The organism is Thermoanaerobacter mathranii subsp. mathranii str. A3, assembly GCF_000092965.1.
Lineage (GTDB): Bacteria > Bacillota > Thermoanaerobacteria > Thermoanaerobacterales > Thermoanaerobacteraceae > Thermoanaerobacter > Thermoanaerobacter thermocopriae.
Genome location: NC_014209.1, coordinates 2030673 through 2052928 on the forward strand (window position 1 = coordinate 2030673; position 22256 = coordinate 2052928).

20 protein-coding genes, 1 tRNA gene, 1 pseudogene and 1 riboswitch are annotated in these 22256 nt (G+C 34.6%); of the genes and pseudogenes, 4 read left to right on the forward strand and 18 right to left on the reverse strand.

Annotated elements, in window-relative coordinates; genetic code table 11:
• Nucleotides 1-5 precede the first annotated feature (5 nt).
• The 3 genes from TMATH_RS10130 to TMATH_RS10140 all read right to left on the reverse strand — a co-directional run bounded on the left by TMATH_RS10130 (nucleotide 6) and on the right by TMATH_RS10140 (nucleotide 1841).
• A tRNA-Glu gene (locus TMATH_RS10130) sits at nucleotides 6-80 on the reverse strand.
• Between the two features lie 68 nt (nucleotides 81-148).
• Complete coding sequence (locus tag TMATH_RS10135) at nucleotides 149-676, reverse strand: class I SAM-dependent methyltransferase (RefSeq protein ID WP_012995993.1); 528 nt, start codon at nucleotides 674-676, stop codon at nucleotides 149-151.
• Nucleotides 677-899: 223 nt separating this feature from the next.
• Nucleotides 900-1841: a DMT family transporter gene (locus tag TMATH_RS10140; protein ID WP_013150866.1), complete on the reverse strand. Its 942-nt coding sequence runs from the start codon at nucleotides 1839-1841 to the stop codon at nucleotides 900-902.
• A 305-nt stretch (nucleotides 1842-2146) separates the two neighbouring features.
• Between TMATH_RS10140 and TMATH_RS10145 the strand changes: the two are divergent.
• Nucleotides 2147-2422, forward strand: a pseudogene (locus tag TMATH_RS10145) (ABC transporter permease); the annotation flags it as partial.
• A gap of 8 nt (nucleotides 2423-2430) precedes the next feature.
• On the opposite strand, the gene TMATH_RS10150 reads toward TMATH_RS10145, so the two are convergent.
• The gene (locus TMATH_RS10150; protein ID WP_013150868.1) at nucleotides 2431-2835 is read right to left on the reverse strand and encodes a DUF1284 domain-containing protein; all 405 of its coding nucleotides are present in this window, start codon (nucleotides 2833-2835) and stop codon (nucleotides 2431-2433) included.
• Nucleotides 2836-2954: 119 nt separating this feature from the next.
• Here TMATH_RS10150 and TMATH_RS11740 point away from each other — a divergent pair, with 119 nt between their 5' ends.
• Nucleotides 2955-3116 carry a CDIF630_02480 family spore surface protein gene (locus tag TMATH_RS11740; RefSeq protein WP_013150869.1) on the forward strand — a complete coding sequence of 54 codons (162 nt, stop codon included), beginning with the start codon at nucleotides 2955-2957 and terminating at the stop codon, nucleotides 3114-3116.
• A gap of 23 nt (nucleotides 3117-3139) precedes the next feature.
• Here the strand turns inward: TMATH_RS11740 and nifJ are convergent, their stop codons facing one another.
• From nifJ to TMATH_RS10170, 4 genes are all read right to left on the reverse strand, one after another.
• Nucleotides 3140-6655 carry a pyruvate:ferredoxin (flavodoxin) oxidoreductase gene (nifJ, locus tag TMATH_RS10155; RefSeq protein ID WP_013150870.1) on the reverse strand — a complete coding sequence of 1172 codons (3516 nt, stop codon included), beginning with the start codon at nucleotides 6653-6655 and terminating at the stop codon, nucleotides 3140-3142.
• A 413-nt stretch (nucleotides 6656-7068) separates the two neighbouring features.
• A complete protein-coding gene (locus tag TMATH_RS10160; RefSeq protein ID WP_013150871.1) occupies nucleotides 7069-8970 on the reverse strand; it encodes a DUF4914 family protein in 1902 nt (633 codons plus the stop codon).
• Nucleotides 8971-9220: 250 nt separating this feature from the next.
• Nucleotides 9221-9559: a phage holin gene (locus TMATH_RS10165; RefSeq protein WP_013150872.1), complete on the reverse strand. Its 339-nt coding sequence runs from the start codon at nucleotides 9557-9559 to the stop codon at nucleotides 9221-9223.
• On the reverse strand, nucleotides 9556-10215 hold the full coding sequence (locus TMATH_RS10170; protein ID WP_013150873.1) for an N-acetylmuramoyl-L-alanine amidase family protein: 660 nt from the start codon (nucleotides 10213-10215) through the stop codon (nucleotides 9556-9558). The genes TMATH_RS10165 and TMATH_RS10170 overlap by 4 nt, the downstream gene beginning before the upstream one ends.
• A 297-nt stretch (nucleotides 10216-10512) precedes the next feature.
• A riboswitch (cyclic di-GMP riboswitch) is annotated at nucleotides 10513-10599 on the forward strand.
• A gap of 338 nt (nucleotides 10600-10937) precedes the next feature.
• Between TMATH_RS10170 and TMATH_RS10175 the strand changes: the two genes are divergently transcribed.
• Nucleotides 10938-13316 (forward strand): bifunctional diguanylate cyclase/phosphodiesterase, encoded by a 2379-nt coding sequence (locus tag TMATH_RS10175; RefSeq protein WP_013150874.1) that lies wholly within the window; start codon nucleotides 10938-10940, stop codon nucleotides 13314-13316.
• A 199-nt stretch (nucleotides 13317-13515) separates the two neighbouring features.
• On the opposite strand, the gene nifS is transcribed toward TMATH_RS10175, so the two are convergent.
• The 4 genes from nifS to TMATH_RS10195 all read right to left on the reverse strand — a co-directional run bounded on the left by nifS (nucleotide 13516) and on the right by TMATH_RS10195 (nucleotide 17652).
• Nucleotides 13516-14670, reverse strand: a complete 1155-nt coding sequence (gene nifS / locus TMATH_RS10180) for a cysteine desulfurase NifS (RefSeq protein WP_012995999.1) — start codon at nucleotides 14668-14670, stop codon at nucleotides 13516-13518.
• A gap of 463 nt (nucleotides 14671-15133) precedes the next feature.
• Entirely contained in the window at nucleotides 15134-15259 is a 126-nt protein-coding gene (locus TMATH_RS12595) for a cation transporter (RefSeq protein ID WP_013150876.1), read from the reverse strand.
• 37 nt (nucleotides 15260-15296) lie between these two features.
• A complete protein-coding gene (locus TMATH_RS10190; RefSeq protein WP_013150877.1) occupies nucleotides 15297-17267 on the reverse strand; it encodes a heavy metal translocating P-type ATPase in 1971 nt (656 codons plus the stop codon).
• A 19-nt stretch (nucleotides 17268-17286) separates the two neighbouring features.
• A complete protein-coding gene (locus TMATH_RS10195; RefSeq protein ID WP_013150878.1) occupies nucleotides 17287-17652 on the reverse strand; it encodes an ArsR/SmtB family transcription factor in 366 nt (121 codons plus the stop codon).
• A 476-nt stretch (nucleotides 17653-18128) separates the two neighbouring features.
• Here TMATH_RS10195 and TMATH_RS10200 point away from each other — a divergent pair, with 476 nt between their 5' ends.
• Complete coding sequence (locus tag TMATH_RS10200) at nucleotides 18129-18263, forward strand: hypothetical protein (RefSeq protein ID WP_049766021.1); 135 nt, start codon at nucleotides 18129-18131, stop codon at nucleotides 18261-18263.
• 137 nt (nucleotides 18264-18400) lie between these two features.
• Here the strand turns inward: TMATH_RS10200 and cysK are convergent, their stop codons facing one another.
• From cysK to TMATH_RS10225, 6 genes are all read right to left on the reverse strand, one after another.
• Nucleotides 18401-19339, reverse strand: a complete 939-nt coding sequence (gene cysK / locus TMATH_RS10205) for a cysteine synthase A (RefSeq protein ID WP_013150879.1) — start codon at nucleotides 19337-19339, stop codon at nucleotides 18401-18403.
• 383 nt (nucleotides 19340-19722) lie between these two features.
• Nucleotides 19723-19929: a HEPN domain-containing protein gene (locus TMATH_RS12365; protein ID WP_332249272.1), complete on the reverse strand. Its 207-nt coding sequence runs from the start codon at nucleotides 19927-19929 to the stop codon at nucleotides 19723-19725.
• Nucleotides 19872-20117: a HEPN domain-containing protein gene (locus tag TMATH_RS12370; RefSeq protein WP_049766022.1), complete on the reverse strand. Its 246-nt coding sequence runs from the start codon at nucleotides 20115-20117 to the stop codon at nucleotides 19872-19874. Before TMATH_RS12370 ends, TMATH_RS12365 begins: the two co-directional genes overlap by 58 nt.
• A complete protein-coding gene (locus TMATH_RS10215; RefSeq protein ID WP_013150880.1) occupies nucleotides 20092-20427 on the reverse strand; it encodes a nucleotidyltransferase domain-containing protein in 336 nt (111 codons plus the stop codon). Before TMATH_RS10215 ends, TMATH_RS12370 begins: the two co-directional genes overlap by 26 nt.
• Before the next feature lie 353 nt (nucleotides 20428-20780).
• Nucleotides 20781-21029, reverse strand: a complete 249-nt coding sequence (locus TMATH_RS10220; RefSeq protein WP_013150881.1) for a DUF2442 domain-containing protein — start codon at nucleotides 21027-21029, stop codon at nucleotides 20781-20783.
• A gap of 92 nt (nucleotides 21030-21121) precedes the next feature.
• Nucleotides 21122-22096 (reverse strand): NAD-dependent epimerase/dehydratase family protein, encoded by a 975-nt coding sequence (locus TMATH_RS10225; protein ID WP_013150882.1) that lies wholly within the window; start codon nucleotides 22094-22096, stop codon nucleotides 21122-21124.
• Between the last annotated feature and the right edge of the window lie 160 nt (nucleotides 22097-22256).

Sequence of the window (22256 nt, forward strand, 5' to 3'; positions counted from 1 at the left end):
ATAAATGGTGACCCCGACGGGATTCGAACCCGTGTTGCCGCCGTGAAAGGGCGGTGTCTTAACCACTTGACCACGGGGCCACAAAGGACATTATCTATTTTATCATATTTTTATGTCTTGTCAACGATAAATTTTTCCTTAATATTTGTCACTTTTTGGATATAAAAATATCTGTCCTCTCTCCCTGTTTTATTTCTCCTATTAAAGCATATTCGACTTCTAAATACTTTGCAATATCTTCAATGCTTATATTTGCTTCATGATGGCTTCCTCTTTCTTTATGCCTTTCAGCGACAACTTTCTTCCCATATTCGTTTAATTCGGATATAAGAATACTACCGCCTTTTTTACAGACCCTCACCATCTCATCCAGTACCTTTTTATAATCCCTCATGTGATGCATAGCATTGTATGTAGCCACAACATCAAAAGTTTCATCTAAAAATGGAAGATTGTGAGCATCTCCATGAAGTAGCAAGATATTTTCCAAAGTTGCACTTTCCTTCAAAAGGCCTTCTGCTCTTTTTAAAGCCTCTTTACTTTCATCCAAAGACACAACTTGATATCCGTATTCAGCCAAAGCCGCTGCCATTCGTCCCCGTCCTGTACCAATATCAAGAGCTTTTCCATTTCCTCTGCCCAACATTTCCATAGCTTCTTTTATATCTCTCTCCATAGTTTCACCTCAAAAACTTTTTATATTTAATTTATTATTATATTTTTGTACTTTATTAAAACGCAAAAACATGTTATACTGATAAAAGTACTAATAAAATCACTCCTCCATAATAAATGCGGTTTTAAATACCGCATCCTTTTTGAGGTAATATATACCCCCATATGGTATAGGGTTACGCTAAAAGTATATCACATTCTCTAAGTAATGTAAATACAGAATTTCAATGTATTTCTTCTGAAGAAATAACCAATTGAGACACTTTTCCAAAATAATTTGTCCCCCATACTCCTATCAATATCATAATAGCCCCTATTATGTGATACCAATAAAAAGTTTCATGTCTTATGGTTATTCCTGCCATTATAGAAATTACTGTGGTCAAATTTGCAAAAACTGAAGCCTGAGATGCAGGCAATTTTGAAAGAGCGTAATTGTTTAAAAAATACGCTACAACAGAAGACAAAATACCTAAATATAGCACAGGAATAAGCACTCTGTAATCAGTTAAATCCTTAAAATAGTCAGAAATAGGGTAACCTTTTGTTAATCTATCAATTAAATTTAAAAAATTGAAAGAAATTGCAGCAAACCACATCATTACAAAGGTTATCTCAATAGGCGAAAATTCTAAAGAAGACTTTCTTGCTAAAATACTGTAAAAAGCTGCAGATAAGACTGCTCCTAAAAGATACACAAACCCTCTAATTGATGTATTACGGCTTTCAACACCTGTCATAAAAATTATAAAAGCAACTCCTGTAACAGACAAAAAAATAAAGAAAAGCTGATACATACAAGGTCTTTCCTTTAAAAATACCGCCGCCAAAGCAGTAACCGCAACAGGAATTAAAGCTATCATCAAACCAGAAAGAGAAGAGGATGTATATTTTACACCATATGTTTCAAATATAAAATACACAACAGGCTCTGATAGAGACAATAAAAACAATGGCCACAGATCTTTCCCTTTGTAATTAAGTTTAATAATTCCAAATACCCACAAAAGAGTAATCATAAATGCTGCAAGTAAAAAACGATAAGCTATAAGCTCCATAGGAGAAGCTACATCAAGCCCCATAGAAGTAAACATAAAAGAAAATCCAAAAATTGATGCCATTCCTATTCCTGCTAAATAAGGATAATAACTCTTTATCCTCTCCAAATTTAACACCCCCGCACCTTTTTAAAAACACCGATATAATTATATAGCACTTCCCACAAAAAATAAAATCCAGACGAAGGGGACGGTTCTTTTCATCTGAAAAATTCAGACAAGAGGAACCGTCCCCTTCGTCTGAAAAGTTTTTGTCACAAAATTGGTCTTAGATGTGTTATTATTAGTGAAAAGACATAGGGAAGGTGTTCAAAATAGAGGAAAGTTTCAAAGATATCTTTGAAAAATATTATCCAAAAGTTTTAAATCAAATTTCTTGGATGATAAAAGACGAATTCAAAGCAGAAGACATAGCAATGCAACAAAGTCAAGTCGGTGCCTTTGGCTTAAAAAGCGGAGAAAGTCTTATAAATGCAGGGATACTTACAAGTCTCATCCTTCCTACAGATGTCATATATAGAAAAATGACTGCAGAGCTTTTAACACAAAGTAGTGGGATAAGTTTTATAACACAAGGACTCTTTGGGGATATGTCTCAACCAAGTTTGTACATGTTTATCTACATTTTCTTTTACGTAATTTTCCTATTATATTACGGTTCAAGACATTTCTCACAAAGAGACTTATAAAGGCGGTATCAACCGCCTTTTAAGTTTTTAAGTCCTTCTAGACAATAACCCAGGCTAAACCATTGACAATTTTTACATATATCTTCCATCTTTTCTTCTGTCATTTTTTCTTTAATCCGATTTGTGATTTCTTGATAGCTAAATACCTCCCCTGTTTTTATTTCTAAAACTTCTAAGATCGTTCTGTCCTTTTCTTTTACGCTTCCCGGATATTCTTCTTCTTTACACTCTCCTTCTATATTGTTAGGACACATAGCACAAATGTTATCCACACTATCCACAACTTTTATCAATATATCCTGTTTATTATCCAACTTTCTAATAATTTCATCCATATTTTTAACAAATTTTTCATCATAGCCAAGCCCTCTAAAGCCCAACATACACAAAAAGTGATGTCCTCTTATCTCCACTTCAGTCTCTCCCCAAAGATTTATTTTAAAATTATTATATCACCTTTTAAAATTGCCACACAAAATTAAGTTATATTTTTTTAAACTCTACAGACAATACATTTAAAAGGAGTGATTTTATGACTAAAAAACCGATAAAGCTTAAAAAACTCCCTATAGAAAACCATAAAACTGCTTCATGGGCAAATATACAAAAATTAAAAGATGAGTCAAATGTACCTATTCCAAGTGAAAACGAGGTAATAAATGCAAAGGAATGGGTGGAAGAAAATCAAAAATAATCCGGGCACATGCCCGGAACTTTCTATTCCGCAAGCTTTTTATATCTTTCAAATCGCTCTTTTGCAGTCTTTTCTGCCATTTGATAAAGTTTTTCTGCAATGTCAGGAAATACGTTTTTAAGTGAAGAATACCGTATCTCTCCTTCAATAAACTCTCTAAAAGATTTTTTAGGTTCCTTAGAATCAAGCACAAAAGGATTCTTCCCCTGTCTTTTAAGCTCTGGATTAAACCTATAAAGGTGCCAGTAGCCAGACTCTACAGCTTTTTTCTCCTCCATTATGCTTGTCCCCATGCCTGACTTTATGCCATGGTTTATGCAAGGAGCATAGGCTATTATAAGTGACGGTCCTTTGTACTTTTCTGCCTCCACAAAAGCCTTTATCGTCTGGTTCATATTTGCTCCCATTGCAACTTGTGCCACATACACGTATCCATAACTTATAGCCATCAAGCCTAAGTCTTTTTTACTTGTTCTCTTACCTGCTGCCGCAAATTTTGCAACTACCCCTAATGGCGTAGATTTTGAGGATTGCCCTCCCGTATTAGAATACACTTCTGTATCTAGAACTAAAATATTCACATCTTCTCCTGATGCTATAACATGGTCAAGCCCTCCAAAGCCAATGTCATACGCCCATCCATCTCCCCCTATTATCCACTGAGATTTTTTTACAAGAAAATCTTTTTTGTCAAGTATCTCTTTTATTATCTCATTCTCTGTATACCCGCCTCTATTTATAATATCCAAAATCTTTTTAGAAGCAATTTTAGATTTATCTCCATCCTCCATCCCATCAATCCACTCTTGGAATGCAGCCTTTAATTCATCACCAATAGGCATATTTATAGCTTCTTTCATCAAATCTTTAAGTCTTTCCCTTATCTGCTTATTTGCCAAAAACATGCCGTAACCAAATTCGGCATTGTCTTCAAAGAGTGAGTTAGCCCACGCAGGTCCTTTCCCTTCTTTATTAGTAGTATAAGGAATAGAGGGTGCACTTGCCCCATAAATAGATGAACAACCTGTAGCATTCGCTATCATCATCCTATCTCCAAAAAGCTGTGTCAAAAGCTTTATGTAAGGAGTCTCACCACAGCCGGGGCATGCGCCACTGAATTCAAATAAGGGCTTAGCAAATTGACTGCCTTTTAAAGTTGTCTTATCCACTAAATTATCTTTAACATCAAGTGTCACAGCATACTCCCAATTTCTCGCTTCTTTTTCTATTTGCTCTTCAGCGGGCTTCATTATAAGAGCCTTTGTAGGTGCTGGACAAACATCTGCGCAATTGCCACATCCCGTACAGTCTAAAGGACTTACCTGTATTCTATACCAAAGCCCTTCTAATCCTCTTCCTATTGCTTTTTTCAGTTTAAAAGTTGGAGGCGCTTTTTTCATTTCTTCCTCTGTTAATAAAAATGGCCGTATTACTGCATGAGGGCAAACATAAGAGCACTGGTTACACTGTATGCAATTGTCTATTTGCCATTCAGGTATCAGTACCGCAATCCCTCGCTTTTCATAGGCAGTCGTACCAGTAGGAAATGTGCCATCTTCCATGCCGCCAAAAGCACTTACAGGAAGCAAGTCTCCCTCATTTCTTTCCATAGGTCTTTGTATGTTTTTAACAAAATCAGGCTCTGGATTTACAATTTTTTGCCCTTCTTTTGCGTTTTTCCACTCCTCAGGCACTTCTACTTTTACAAGAGCTTCTATGCTTTTGTCAACAGCCTTTAAGTTCATATCCACTATATCCTGACCCTTTTTGCCATAGGCCTTCTGTATAGAATCTTTTAAATACTCAACTGCTTCTTCAAAAGGTATTATATTTATAAGTTTAAAAAACACCGTCTGCATTATCATGTTTATTCTGCCACCCAAACCTACTTCTTGGGCAATTGATATTGCATCTATTATATAAAAATTGATGTTGTTCTCTGCAATGTATCTTTTCATTGAGGCAGGCAGTTTGTCATCAAGTTCTTCTTTACTCCAAGGGCAGTTCAGTACAAAAGTACCGCCTTTTTTAAGGCCTTTTAGCACATCATAGTTGTAAATAAATGACTTGTTGTGACAAGCGATGTAATCAGCATGATTTACAAGATAACTAGATTTTATAGGCTTTTTACCAAATCTCAAATGGGAAATAGTAGTACCTCCTGATTTTTTGCTGTCATATTGAAAATATGCCTGCACATACAAGTCTGTGTTGTCCCCAATTATCTTAATAGCCGATTTATTTGCACCAACTGTGCCGTCAGAACCTAATCCCCAAAACTTGCAACTTACTGTACCTTCAGGAGTTGTCTCCACAAATTCACTCTCTTCTAATGAAGTATAAGTCACATCGTCTAAAATTCCTATTGTAAAACGATCTTTTGGATAGTCTTTCTTTAAATTTTCATATACAGCAATAATTTGAGAAGGAGTAGTATCTTTTGAGCCAAGGCCATACCTTCCTCCTACTATGCCGGGCTTTTTATCTTTGTTATAAAATAATTTAGCCACATCAAGGTACAAAGGCTCTCCTATTGAACCCGGCTCTTTTGTCCTGTCTAATACGGCAATCTTTTTAACTGTATCAGGTAAAACCTCAAAAAAGTGTTTTTCAGAAAATGGCCTGTAGAGATGTACTTTAATTAAACCCACTTTTTCTCCTTTTTTTGTTAAATAATCAATCGTCTCTTCTATCGTGTCACAAACAGAACCCATAGCTACAATTATATACTCTGCGTCCTTTGAACCATAATAGTCAAAAAGGTGATATTCTCTTCCAGTCAGCTCTTTGTACCTCTTCATGTAATCTTCTACTATGTCAGGAACTTTTTCATAAAATTTATTAGCAGCTTCTCTTCCTTGAAAGTATATGTCAGGATTTTGAGCAGTACCCCTTACAACAGGGTGTTCTGGATTAAGTGACCTATCTCTAAACTCTTTTACTGCTTTTAAGTCCAAAAGCTTTGCAATATCCTCGTATTCCACCACTTCTATCTTCTGCATTTCGTGAGAGGTTCTAAAACCATCGAAAAAATGCAAAAAAGGTACTCTCGATTTTATCGCGCAAAGATGTGCTATAAAACCCATATCCATAGTCTCTTGAACATTTGAAGAAGAGAGAAGTGCAAAACCTGTTTGTCTTACTGCCATAACATCCTGATGGTCACCAAATATAGAAAGGGCATGGGCAGAAATAGCACGGGCACTTACATGAAAAACCCCCGGCAAAAGCTCTCCTGCTATTTTATACATGTTTGGTATCATTAAAAGAAGTCCTTGTGATGCGGTATATGTGGTTGTCAAAGCGCCTGCAGTTAAAGAACCATGGACAGTACCTGCAGCACCTGCTTCTGACTGCATTTCAACAACCTTCACGGGTTGTCCAAATATGTTCTTTTTGCCATGGGCAGCCCATTCATCAACATTTTCTGCCATCGGAGAAGAAGGCGTAATAGGGTAAATTGCTGCAACCTCAGTAAAAGCATAAGAGGCATAGGCAGCAGCTGTATTTCCGTCCATTGTCCTCATTGACCTTTTCATATGTTTCCTCCTCACCAATTCTGAACTTGCATTCATATACTAAAATATATTATTTGACAAAAAAGTATTATCATTCATTTTAAAGAAAATGTAATTTTTAAAAATTTTTTGTAATAGTTGAATATAATTTAAAAATTTACTCCTTTAGGGTCATTTTTTAATTCTTGAAATTAGTAGTAGGCAGTATAAATATAGGTTTTGGAAACTTCGTCTTTTAAGGTATTAGTCCTGCAACTTAAACAAGAATATTTCTATAGTTTGATTATACCTGACTACAACAGAAAAGATAAAAAGACTCAATATCAAAATAAGCCAATACTCCTCTTTGTTAATTTTTATCCTCCCTTTAAAAGAATATAATACAAAGTTACTAACAAAAAAGAGCCCATACACTTATGTACAGGCTCTTTCAATTATCTATAATCTCCCAAAAGTTTTATATAATCCTCTAAAGTTCCATCCTCTAAACATGTTTCAATAATTTTTTTACCAAGTGGGTCAAGTTCAGGGACTAAGAATTGCTTTAATTCTCTTTTAAAGAATTCATTTAGCATCTCTGCACCTTTGTCATATCCCTCATCCCCTACTTCGGGCTGCTTGTTCACTTGCAGTAATTCACGAGGAATAAAGCTTCCGTTTATTTTTAATGAATTTAAAGCATAACCGAGGAGGCTGCTTCTCGCTGGTGTAACTTGATCTGGTCTAAATCTTACACTTCCTCTTCTTGCAAGATATTCACGAGCTATCCATTCGGGCATAAATCCTACTTTCCACACCCCTATATATTGGTTTGGAACGAGAATGTATCGAGTACCCGGTGTATTTATAATCTGCTGCAATAAAAGGTTAGCGTGAATTACTCTTTTACCCGTTGCAAAAGGCCAATAAGAACCTACCCCTTCGCTTTCCAGTCCACTGGTTCCTACTATACTTGGATTAGCGTGACCTCTCGGTGCAACTAATCTCCACAGCCAAGCAAGAGCAGGGGGCAGCAAGTGTAGCATGCCTATTATACCGTAAGAAGGTTTTTCTTTTGAAGAGGGAGGAGTCCTCACGCCAAAACTCCTCACATCCACTTCTACCGCTTCATCAACTACATTTGGCATAAACCTTCTTGGCATAATTACACGAGGATTGGGACAAGGTTTGCCAGGCGCATCCATAATATGTTCCCATATAAGACAAGTGGATTTAGGCACACAATCTATGTTTAAAAAGATTAAAGGTTCTTTAGGATAGATACATAACTTTTCAAAATGAGGGTCCGTTCCATACTCATTCATATGATCTACACGTATAAACCAACCTTTTTCTGCATCTTTTATAACCAACTTTTTGCCTTGCTGCAATTTAGGATGACATAAGGCCATATCGTCAGTCACAGGCTGCAACTCACAAGCCTCTTTCAACTCTACATATATTTCATCCCCTGTTACTAAATTGCGTCCCACCTTTATAGAACCATCCGGTTCTCTATGAATCTGTTCCAGCATTTCACTTTTTCCGCCACCGCTAGCACCCTCATGCATAATAGTCAATATATTATCATAAGGAGTAATTATTCTTACTGCAGAAGCATGAGCAGTAATCCACCCTTCTTTTTCTCCCATTGTTAAGAGTACACCATATATTCCTTTTTTTGCACTCGGTCCAGGATACAAGTTATACGAAAAAAGTTCATGAAGATTTTCTAATCGGTTGTGCACAACTACTTGTTTTCCATTAAAATGAGTATGCCTAAAGGGAGGAGCTAAGTATACTATTGCTTTCGGAGTAAAATCTTCAGGTATTTCCTTTTTAGGTATAAATCCTTGGATATCTGCAAGAGCTGTAGCAAAAAATCCAGCATTATCAGGTGCCAATAAAAGCGAAGGATAACCGTATTCTTCACCGCCGGACATAAAAGGCATAACAATTAGATTCTGAGCTTTTAACCATTCCAAAGTTTTCTGTCTTAACTCGCCAAAATCATACCCATATCTTTCCATAAATTTTGGCTTATCTGTCTCCCCATTATCGGCAACGACGAGACAGTCTGGCTCTCTTCTTCTCATATAAGGCTCAGGATAATTAACTGCTAATCCATTTTTGCACCTTGCCACAGTCGCTTCTAATACTTTTCCTTTGCCTGGAACATCATAAAAAACTTCAAAAAAGTCATTATTTCCTCCAACAGAAATTTCAAGAAGATGTTGTCTACTTTCTGGAATTGTTATTTTATGAGATTTTTTTAATATCTCCTTTATTTCTTTTGGTAGTCTCATTTTATTTATAGCTTCCACCGTTTCCTTCTCAATAATGGGAGAAAAGTCCAACTTATACCACCTCACAATAATAAGTATAAGAATATTATACAAAAAATTTTAGTGAGTTGCAATTTGAATAATAAAATCTGCAAAATAATTTTTAGTATGAAACTCTATTCCGAACTTTTTATCATAATATCGCTTTTTTACACACATACTTTTTTGTAATCTTTTACATTAATGAAATTTTTAAATCGCATTCTTGCAATTTTGATTAGTAATAGGTGATAAAAATAAAAGCACTCCTAATGGAACGCTTTTACTGATTCTCCGCAGCCCGCCTTTCTAGACCTTTTAATTTCAAGATATAATTCATTTCAAAAACTGCCGCTTCTATTAATTTATCTATTTCTTCATCTGTCAACTTATTGCCAATCACTTTCTTTAATAAATTAAAAACTTCTGCTTTCTTATCTGGTCCTTTGCCAGGCCCTACTTGTTGTTCTACTGCTTGCACAAAAGTTTTTGCAATTTCGTAATATCTTTTTATTTTTTCCATACCAATTTTAGTATTTAAATAATCGATCAAATATCCAAGCACGACCATTATAACAAGTTGAACACCAGCAGTCAAAATTGTCATAATCAAATCTTTCATTTTGTTCCCTCCAATATCTTTATTATAACAGAAGCAAATTCACCCCATGTGACAAAACTTTTAGGGTCATAATGTTTATTTATAATTCCTTTCATCTGCAATTTTTCAATATCATCTACTTGTTTGTAATCTGTGCTTTGCAAAAATTTCATTAAACCAACTGCAATCGCTTCAGCAAAAACTTCAGTTTTTTGTAAAAGCAAATCTAAATTTTGTGGATTTGACATAAAAGCTGTTTCAACTAGTATCGCAGGCATTACAGTACGCTTCAGTACATAAAAACTTTCATATTTTACTCCTCTATTTGTTGTTTTTAACATTTCTACTATTTCATTTTGTACATATTGGGCTAAATTTCGTCCTGCTAAACTTCTGGGATACGCGTAAGTTTCCGTACCATTTGCGGAAGGATCTGTAAAGCTATTACAATGAATAGAAATAAAATAATCTGCTTTGTTCTTATTAGCAATATTACACCTTTGTTGCAAATCTACAGTTTCATCTTTATTTCTTGTCATGACCACGCTTATATTTTTGTCCAATAAAATCTCCCTCAATTTTAAAGCAATACCTAGATTTATATCTTTTTCTCTATAATTTCCAACAACTACTCCTGGGTCTTTCCCTCCGTGACCTGGATCAATAGCTATAAGCATTTCACTCACCACCATTAAAATAAACTTTGTAAATTTTTCTATCATAATCATATAATATGTAAAGAAAATCAATAAGTTTATATAAGTTTATGAAACTTTTTGCCTTCGCTGATTATTTTTATTAAAATATTTTTGAGATAATTTTTTTGAAATAATTTTCTTAATTTTTTTTTTTTTTTTTTTTTTTAATTTTCGAAGGAATTATGGTTTTTTTGTCGAATATAATAATTTAGTAGCTAATAATGTAAAAAAACATCGAACTACTTAACATAACTTTTTTAAATTACTAAAATGATATTATGAGAGAGGCAAACCTACCGAAAGGTAAGGGCGCAAAGCTACAGGTCTGAGTCATGCAGATGCTATGACGGCTGGGTTGCCAATTTGTAGTCATCAAAGTAGGCGACCGAAGTAGTTGCCTATTTTTTATATGGTCCACTCGAAATTGATTAAATCCAACTTGTTCTTTTAAATATCTATTAAGGTAATAAAGATAAAAAGAGTTCTTGCATTTATAGATAAAGACCGTTATAATGCAAAAATTTCCACAAATGGTTCGGTTTCCATTAATGGCAAGGTTAAGAGATTAACACAATCGAATTGGACAAAAATATCTTCATAAAAGAAACTGGATCACACAGCGTCGGCAGTCACGTCCATGAATCTGCTATTTCGAAGAATACATCCGACAGAAAGAATAGTTGTCCAGAAAGGAGAAATTAATGGTGAATGGTGAGAAGTTTCCTATTGAGAAAAAAAATAAGAGTTTTATTGAAGAATCAAAGGAATCAATTGCTTATCTTCAAAGGAAAGAAGAATTTTTAAGTAGAATTTTTGAAAATGAGCAAATGCTTATAGTAGTCTGGACATTGGATGGTAGAGTAGTTTGGTTCAACAAATATGCCCAGGCTGTAATTGGTATAGCAGTCGAAGAACAAACAGAAAGGATAGATGCAAGTTTAATAATTCCCAGAGAGATGATAAGCCATATAAATGAAAAGTTGGACAATACTGAAGATAGAAGCATTCATTACAAATGTGAAAATCCAATAGTTTTGAAAGACGGCAAAGAAATTTATATTATGTGGCATAATAGTATTATTTGCGATGATGAAGGAAACCAGTATATTGTTTCCACTGGTATAGACATTACAGACCTAAAGAATGCCGAAAGGAGACTTGAAGAAACAAATCGTAATCTTCTTGCTTTAAACGAGAAATTGATGGCTCAACAGGAAGAGCTCTCCGCCATGAATGAAAAACTTATAGCCCGGGAAGAAAAGTTGAGGCAGAACTTAATTGAAATACAAAGGCAGCAGGAAGAACTGAAAAGAAGTGAAGAACGCTACAGGCTGGTAGTTGAAGGAGCAAGTGATGGACTATGGGACTGGGATTTAATAACGGATACGGCATACATATCCAAGAGATGGAAAGATATTATTGGTTTAGATAAAGAAGTAGTAAACAACTACCGTGAAACATGGACTAAATTCATTCATCCCAGAGATGTTAAAACAGTCATTAATAATCTACGTAATCATCTCGAAAAAAAGACGCCTTTTTATTTGTGCGAATACAGGATCAAAACAAAAGACGGTAGATATATTTGGGTTCTAAGCAGGGGAAAGGCATTGTGGAATGAAGAGGGCAGAGCCATAAGAATGGCAGGGTCACACACGGATATTACTGAACGGAAGCAGATGGAAAGCAAGTTAAAACACATGGCATTCTATGACCCTTTAACCGACCTCCCTCGCCGGGAGGTTTTTATGGATAGGCTCAAAATTGCCATGGCAAATGCAAAAAGGAATGGGAAAAAACTTGCAGTGTTTTTTCTCGATCTTGATAATTTCAAAACTATCAATGACTCCCTGGGACATCATATAGGTGACAGGTTGTTGAAAAAGATTGCCAAGAAACTGAAAGCGTGTCTGCGTGAATCAGATACGGTATCCAGAGTAGGCGGTGATGAGTTTGTCATTTTATTGCCTGATATAATAGATATTGAAGATACGAATAAGGTGGCAAACAGAATATTGGAACTTTTCAACCAACCGATAAAGTTCAATAATCATGAATTGTATGTCACTATTAGCATAGGTATTGCCATATATCCTGACCATGGAAAAAATGAAAAAGCTATAGTCAAAAATGCAGATATAGCGATGTACAGGGCTAAAAGAGATGGAAAAAATGGTTTTCAATACTTTGACAGTATTACGAGGAAAGAAGTCGAAGTTGCTAATACAATAAGAAGAGATTTAAGAGTGGCTTTGGAAAATGGACAGTTCTTTTTGTGCTATCAGCCCCTTGTTGATATAAAGACTGGTAAAGTGGCGAGTATGGAGGCACTCCTGAGGTGGCAGCATCCTAAAAAAGGACTGATCAGCCCCATTCATTTTATTCCAATTGCTGAAGAAACACGACAAATAATATCTATAGGTGAATGGATGTTAAGGACAGCCTGCAGGCAAATGAAAGAATGGCTTAATATGGGATATTCCGGTTTCAGCGTTTCGGTGAATGTTTCAGTACATCAGCTGCAGCAGCCTGATTTCGCAAAGGTTGTGTTAGATATACTAAACGAGATTGACCTTGAACCAAGATTCTTAGAACTGGAGATTACTGAAACCGTCCTTATAGAAGCAATGGATACGGTAGCTAGAAACCTTTATCGCTTGAAAGAGGTAGGTGTCAAAATAATAATAGATGATTTCGGAACGGAAAATAGTTCTTTCAAATACATCCAAAAATTTATGGTTGATGGTTTGAAAATTGACAGGTCGTTTGTTAGTAATATAAAGGTAGAAGTAAATAAGGCTATTGTTGATGCAATTATTTTCTTGGGACACAGGATGAAACTCGGAGTAACTGCCGAAGGTGTGGAAACAAAAGAACAGCTTGATTATCTTGTAGAGAGCGGGTGCGACAAAGTTCAAGGTTATTATTTCAGCAAACCGTTGCCTCCAGACGAGGCTATCCGAATGGTTCAGAAAGAATGCAATTATTTTATCTTTTCTCCTCACACTCAAAAGTGTTGCCAGGAGGTAGACAGAGCGAAAGACATAGGAGACAGGGATAAGAACCGGAGGAAAGGCTGAAAATACTTAAAAAGTGAACAAGAAAAAGCAGCAAAAGTGGATTAAGACTTTTCATATGCCAGTGGATTGTAAACACCCGTAGTGGAAAAATCGAAGTACAGTAAAGAGGAAAAAGGAACAAAAACAACTAATACTGAGCTAAAAGCCATCGCTCCTCCCCCTATAGCTGCTACATTTGCACCTAGCCAAAATCATTCTCTCATACAATCTGTGATATTGACCTTAATCTTTTAACAATTTGTGGAAGTGCTTCTAAAACCTTATCTATATCTTCTTCAGTGTTATCTTTACCTATTGTAAGTCTTAATGACCCTCGAGCTAATTCTTTTGAGAGCCCAATTGCCAGAAGCACATGAGAGGGCTCCAATGAGCCAGAAGTGCATGCTGAACCACTTGAAGCACATATTCCTGCCATATCTAAGTTTAAAATAAGGGATTCGCCATCTATAAATTCAAATGATAAATTAACATTGCCTGGAAGCCTTTTTGTTGGATGCCCGTTTAACCTCACATATGGTATTTTTTCTAATATTCCATTTATAAGTTTATCTCTTAAAAATGTAAGTTTATTTATATGAGAATCCAAATTTTTCGTGATAAGCTCTATCGCTTCCCCCAGTCCTACTATTCCTGGAACATTTTCTGTGCCCGCTCTTCTATTTTTTTCCTGTGTTCCACCTTGTATAAACGAATGAATCTTTACACCCTTCTTTATATATAATGCTCCCACGCCTTTAGGTCCATATATTTTATGGGCAGATAGAGATAATAAATCAACATCTAATTTTTTTACATCTATTGGTATATTACCAACTGCTTGCACAGCATCAGTATGAAAGTATACATTTTTCTCATGAGCTATTTTGACAAGCTCCTCAATTGGTTCAATTGTACCTATCTCATTATTGGCAAACATTACAGAAACAAGGATTGTTTTATCTGTGATTGCCTTCTTTAAATCTTCAGGTTTTACAACTCCATATTCGTCAACCGGAAGATATGTTACTTTGAATCCCTCTTTTTCAAGATATCGGCAAGTATTAAGTACTGCATGATGTTCGATTTCCGTTGTAATAATATGATTTCCCTTATCTTTTAACGCATATGCTACACCCTTTAATGCCCAATTATCAGACTCAGACCCACCACTGGTAAAATATATTTCGTCAGAATCTGCCCCTAGTGCTTTTGCTACTTTTTCCCTCGCTTCTTCAATAGCTTTTTTCGCTTCTTGACCATATGAATACGGTGAAGATGGATTACCAAAAATGTCACTATAATATGGTAACATCGCCTCTAATACCCTTTTATCAACTGCTGTAGTCGCAGCATTGTCTAAATAAATTCTATCCACAAAAATCGCCTCTCTCTATTATTTTCTACTTCTTAGTATCTCTCTTACCTTTATAATTTCATCGATAATGTCAAGATTTAATGTGTCAGGAATAAATCCAGCTCCTATTCCTTGAACCTTAATTTTGAGTATTATGATAAGAATTATAAATTTTCTCTTTTTAAGGTATCACAATCTTATCTCAATATCAATAGGTGCATTTACGTATCCAAATTGCTATTCCTTATTAAACTGAATGGGCGGTACCAAGCCGCCCAACATATCTTTTCCTTAGGCAGTTGTAAATTATTTAGAAAAGTTAACACTGATGTTTTACAAATTCCACAAAACATCCTCCTACTTTACACTTTAAATTTTTTAATAGGTATTACACTTCATATCATGTATCAATAATTGCTTTTTCATATCATCCACAGAAACTTTAGCAGGGTCATATGTTGCCGTAATATTCCCTTTATCAAGGTCAACAAAGCTTAAATACCCCATTTAACTTCTTTAGTGCATTTTCAACAGACATTTTGCAATGGTTACATGTCATCCCCTTAACATTTATGACGATAGTCCCACCCTTAGCTCCAAACAAACCCATAATTCAGATCCTCCTTTTCTAAAAATTAATAATATTTTTATTTTTTATTAAGCAATCTTAAGGAATTAAGGACGGCAAGGAGTGTAACACCTACATCGGCAAACACAGCTTCCCACATTGTAGCAACCCCTAAAGCGCCAAGTGCTAAAACCACTACTTTTACTCCTAATGCAAGAAGAATATTTTCCCATACTATTAACTTTGTCCTTTTGGATATCTTTATAGCTGTTACCAGTTTTGACGGTTCATCTGTCATTAAAACTACATCGGCTGCCTCTATAGCAGCATCTGACCCGATTCCACCCATTGCAACACCCACATCAGATCTCGCTAAAACCGGTGCATCATTTATGCCATCACCGACAAATATGAGCTTGCCTTTTTTATTGTCAGCATACAATTTCTCAAGTACGCCAACTTTCTCATTTGGAAGAAGTTGTGAATGCACTTCACCAATCCTTAATGAAGCAGCGATTTTATCGCTGACAGTTTTGTTATCCCCCGTAAGCATGACAATCCTTTTAATGCCCATCTTCTTGAGACTTTCTATAGCTTTTGAGGAATCTTCTTTTACTTCATCGGATATAAGGATATAGCCACAGTATTTGTTATCTATAGCCACATGGATGATAGTACCTGTTGAGTCACCGGTAACACAATCAATATTTTCCCTCTTCATTAATTTAGCATTGCCCACAAGGACCTCTTTTCCTTCTACATTTGCTCTTACGCCATTTCCTGAAATTTCTTCATACTTTTTTATTTTAGATCTGTCTACTTCTTTCCCATAGGCTTTTAAAATGGATTCTGCTATAGGATGATTTGAAAAACTTTCGGCATATGCCGCATATTCCAAAAGCGCATCCCTACTTATACTATTTACAGATTTAATTTCCGTTACCTTAAATACCCCTTTTGTAAGGGTACCTGTTTTATCAAATACAACAGTTTCTACATCGCTTAACGCTTCCAAATAGTTACTTCCTTTTACAAGGATGCCATTTTTTGAGGCAGCACCTATACCAGCAAAAAAGCTTAAAGGAATTGACAACACCAGTGCACAGGGGCACGCTATAATAAGAAAAATAAGTGCTCTATATATAAATTCCTTGAAGGTTGCTGTTGGTATAATTAAAGGAGGAATTACTGCAATAATCAATGCCAAAAAAACAACAATAGGAGTGTAATATTTAGCAAACTTTGTCATAAATTTTTCTGTAGGAGCTTTCTTACTGCTAGCCTCATCAATAAGTCCTAGTATTTTTGAAACAGTTGATTCTGCAAACTCTCTGGTTACTTCGATTGTGAGAAGTCCATTTTTATTTATAAAGCCACTTAAAACGTCCGCGCCTTTATAAACCTCTCTTAAAACAGATTCTCCTGTTAATGCAGAAGTATCCACCATCGATTCCCCTTCGATTACTTTCCCATCAAGTGGTATTTTTTCACCAGGCTTTACTATGATGACGTCTCCCGGTCTTACTTCTTGTGGTGAAACCCTCTTTATTTCATATCCAATTTTTAAGTTGGCATAATCGGGACGAATATTCATTAACTCTTTAATAGACCTTTTCGAACGGTCAACAGCAATATCCTGCAGAAGTTCCCCAATTTGGTAAAAAAGCATTACGGCTACACTCTCAGGATACTCTCCAATAGCAAAAGCACCAATTGTCGCTATGCTCATGAGAAAATACTCATCAAAAATCTGCCCTTTCAAAATATTTTTGGTAGCTTTTAAGACAACATCTCCTCCTGCGATTATATAACTTATGAAAAATAAGGTAAATTTGATATAACCCAATAAATTAAATAGCAATGCTATTGCAAACAAGATAGCAGAAATCCCATATTGAATGATTCTCCTGTATACTTTATCAGAGTCATCATTCTCAAAAGAAAGCTTACAACTATCAGAATCACAATTTGCGTTAAGAAAACTTTCTTTTGCACCTCGGGTACAACTTCCACAACCAAACCTCTCAAAAGGCCTTTTATTATTTTGCATAGTATTCACCTCTCCTGATTTACTCATTAATATGGTCAAAACCCTGTTCAAATATTTTCTTTACATGGTCATCCGCCAAAGAATAATAAACCACTTTCCCTTCTTTTCTGAATTTAACAAGCTTATTTTGCCTTAGTATCCGAAGCTGATGAGAAACTGCAGACTGGCTCATACCAAGAAGTACAGCAATATCACAAACACACATTTCTGATTCAAATAATGCATAAAGAATTTTTATCCTTGTAGTATCTCCTAATACTTTAAATAATTCCGCAAGGTCATACAGTTTTGTTTCCTCTGGCATAGCTTCTTTTACTTTATTTATAATATCTTCATGTATTACGCTAACTTCGCAGATTGGGATTTTGCTGCCCTCTCTTTTCATAGGTATCTCCTCCTTGTTTTAATATATGAATAATTGTTCATACTTTATTATATAATAATTTTTGCTTCCTTTCAAAAACTTCAATTTCTAATCCAAAAACTAAAATACAACTTCCAAGCTAGTTTTTAAAATAAAGTTGAAAAGAGGTTAACAATTTTTTTGATAAATAATTTCAATGAAAGGAATTTAAAGATTGCCAAGCGAATGAACCAAAGAAAATACTTGATATACATTTAGCCAAGGGAGAAATTACAGTAGAAGAATACAATAAATTAAAAAGTATTTTGTAAAATATAAACGATACAGATCCTAATAATGAAGCATTAGAAATTGCCAAGTTAAGGTACGCTCGCGCTGAAATTTTTATCATTAAAAAATTATTTTAGAAGTCTTTGTCAAAAATAAGAATTGATATCATAATGGAATCGTAATCAATATAAAATTGTAATGTGTATTAAGGAGGAAAAATAAAATGGATGCCACAACTGCGTCCTAGTAATATTGTGGAAAAATCAGGCCTTGACAAAAAAGAAGTTGAAAAGGCTATTAAAGAATTAAAAAAAGAAGATTTAATAATGTCTCCTAAAAGATGCTATTACTCTGCAAAATAATCTGTAAAAAAAGAGAGTGCAAATTTTACACTCTCTTTTTTCTATAGCCAAAACTTTCTAAAACTACTCCTTCAATACTATTTATCCTGGCAGTTATACAACTAAAGCAATGAACAGGATTAAATTCATTATGGCATTCAATATTCAAAAAATTTGTGCATACTTAAATATCTTTCCCCAGTATCAGGTAGTACTGTTACAACTCGTTTTCCTTTCCCGAGGCGATTTGCAACTTCAATTGCCGCAAAAACATTTGCCCCGGAGGAAATACCGCAAAGAATTCCTTCTTGTTTTGCAAGTTTCATTGACATCTCAAAAGCATCTCTCTCTTTTACTTTTATAATTTCATCGATAACGTCAAGATTTAGTGTATCAGGAACAAATCCTGCTCCTATTCCTTGTATCTTATGAGGTCCAGGTTCGCCGCCTGACAATACAGGAGATTCCTCTGGTTCTACTGCAACAATTTTTATATCTTTGTTATATTGCTTTAAAACTTTCCCTACTCCAGATATTGTTCCCCCTGTGCCTACACCTGCTACAAATGCATCCACTATCCCATTTGTATCTTTTAATATTTCTTTTGCCGTTGTAAGTTCATGTATTTCTGGATTCGCAGGATTTTTAAACTGATCTAGCATTATATAGTCAGGATTTGATTCCAAAATTTCTTGTGCCTTTTTTATAGCTCCTTTCATGCCTTCTGCACCGGGTGTTAAAACAAGCTTTGCTCCATAGGATAAAAGTAAATTCCTCCGTTCTATACTCATAGTATCAGGCATTACAAGAATCAACCTATACCCTTTTACAGCACTGACCATCGCAAGACCAATACCTGTATTTCCACTGGTAGCTTCGACAATTGTCCCACCAGGTTTTAATCTTCCTTCTTCCTCAGCCTTTTTTATCATATTTAATGCAATTCTATCCTTAACACTTCCACCAGGATTAAAAGACTCTAATTTTACTATGACCTCTGCCGCGTCTTCTGGAACAATCCTATTTAACTTAACCATAGGTGTATTGCCTATAAGCTGGGCTATATCCTCATAAATTTTGTTTTGTCTTTCAGACATAATTTTTGCCTCCTTTTAATTCCGAGTATTTAGATAGGAATTATATGATTTCTCTTTTAAAGGTATCACAATCCAATATTAATGTCAATAGATATACGTTAATATTGTTATTTTATCATTGCTTATAGTGACATCAATTTGCGGAAGCTAACAAGTAAGTCTAATGAATAACAAAAAAGCTGTCCACATCATGCCTATTGGCGGTGATGTGAACAGCTTTAAAAGGAGAGAGATATTACACTTCATACTCTAACTCAAAATAATCGCTTTTTTCATCTCCTTTACAGAAACTTTGGTAGAAACATATGTCACCAGCATTTCCTTTGTATAAGAATGGTACCACATTAGCGAACCGCTCTCAATTATGAACGTACTTTTGTATTTTATGCAGAACCCCAAATTGCACTCTTACAATAAGAAAAGATTTCCTTAGCATACACCATTGCTTTTTCAGCTGTTTTAATATCAGGCATTCCTAAAGCTGTTGTGCCTGGCATAGCAGTAGGATATCTTGTTGGAATATAAAACTGGTTTAATACTTGGACTTTAGATAAAAAATCTTCAAAAGTTTTATCATATTGTGTACAAATACAAGATCTATTAAATTATGAATTCGAGGAGGATTATGTTTCTGACTTACCAAAAATGCTTTTAAAGCTTTTTCCGCAGCTTGATGTGAAAAGAAGCAGACCATATTGTATTTGCCTGCTTTAAACATAATTTCTGCTGAATCAAGGTCATCCATAGCAAAGTCAAGCCATTGTTTTGCTTCTTTCATAAATAACCTTTCCCTTCTTTAATATTTCCTCACTGTAAAATATACTTTCTTTCATTTCTTCTACTTCCTTTGGGGTATACACTATAATATCCGTGCCAACAGTAGGCTTAGCAATTTTAACAACTTCTTCCAATCTTTCATAGAAAGATTTATTAGTATCCTTTATGACTATTAAATCAATATCACTCCATTCATTTATTTTTTTTGTTGCTAATGAACCAAATAATATTATTTTCTCAGGCTGATATTCCCTTATTAGCACATCTACAATTCTTGTAAGCTCACGATTTAACTGTTTTATTCTGCTCATAAAAAACACCTCAATTTTAAGTTTTATCTTTTATTCTATTATACCAAATCGTGACTATTTCGTAAGGCATCACTTCCGTCTTTTTGATTTTTTATTTCATTGGTTCAATTTCTAAAAGATGTGATATAATAGATAAAAGGACACTTCGGGTGTCATAGATATGTGGGATGTGGGAATAGGTAGATGTGAGCTACCTATTCTTTTTTTAACTTATCTCTATTTTAAAATTTGCAATTTCTACTTTAATTGTTATGGCTTTGGGTGTATTAACTACAATGAACAATCCTACAACTAGAGATGTGATGTCAAAAATACTGTCAATATTTTTATTCTTCTCTTTCCTTTAAACAAATTTAAACTAGTTTAATTTCTTTACCATTTTTCCAAAGCTCATATTCACTCAAATCTAGTTCACTATTCCAACTCACACCATATCCCCCAGCATCAACTTTTACCGCTTTAAAAAAGGCTTTGTTTTTCAATAACTCAAATGGCCACTCATTAAGTTTTGGCTTCATATCATATTCTTTTACAGTTCCATTATCAAAAGTAACTATCAGCTTATAATCATCTGTTGCTTTTACGCTTACAACTTTATACATTTTTCATCACTCCAATCCGGGTAATTTTCGAAACACTTGCGTTTCCCACATTTCTAGCAATTCACGTTGATATTTGCTAGCCCACTCAACGACTAAATTAAACTTCTTTCTTTAAGCCAAAGCACTGTATCATATATTGTTTCCTTTATAGGTCTCGGATTATATCCTAATTCTTTTTTAGCTTTTCCATAAGTGAAATTTGAATTACTATTTAAACTATAAATAGCATAAGAGGTACATGTAGGTTTTCCTTTTGTTATTTTATAGTAAATGTCAGCAAAGTATGAAAAAAACTCACCAATATATCTATTAATAATAGGAGGTTTTTTTATTCCTGTTATTTCTTCAAGATAAGAAAACAGCTTTTCTATAGTAATTACTTCTCCCGAAAGAATATAATTTTCGCCTGCTTTCCCTTTCTCCCATGCCAGTATTATACCTTCTGCTACATCTCTTACATCAACAAAATTATAGGCACCTTCTATTAAAAACTTATATTTTCCCATTAAATAATTAATTATAACCTGATTCATAAAAGAAATTTTATAATCATAAGGTCCAATAACTCCTGAAGGGTGAACAACAATAGGTTCGATACCTAATTTTTGTGATTCTAAAACTTTTGCTGTAGCAATTGCTTTTGATTTTGCGTAATCACCTTTTACGTAAGCCGGATTAAAATCTTTGTTTTCCTTAATTACTTTTCCTTTAGGTTCTTCTTTTAATGCATGGACCGAACTAACATAAACAAGTTTCTTTATATTATTTTTTATGCACGCTTCTATTACATTTTCTGTTCCACACACATTTACGTCATACACTCTTTTATCTTTTGTAAAAATTGAAATAAGGCTTGCAAGGTGAAATACAACCTCGGCCCCTTTGAAACAATCAACTAGGTAAGTTTTATTTCGAACATCTGTAAATTCAATTTCAACATCCAAGCCAAATATAGAGGTTAAATTTTCACCTGGAGGTACTATTATTTTTACCTTATAACCCCTTCCTAACAATCTCTTCACTAAAACATTTCCAATATGACCTGTTCCACCAGTAACTATAATCACTATATTCTCCTTCCTTTTTTGCTATCCCATTTTGAATTATTTTAACATTTCCTACTCTAATTTACAAGTATGTTTACCAGGGTTTGCAAAACAACAAAGCTATTATCAGCCCCAAAACTTTCCTAACGAAGGTATATTGTTAGGTACAGTGCTGCCGTAG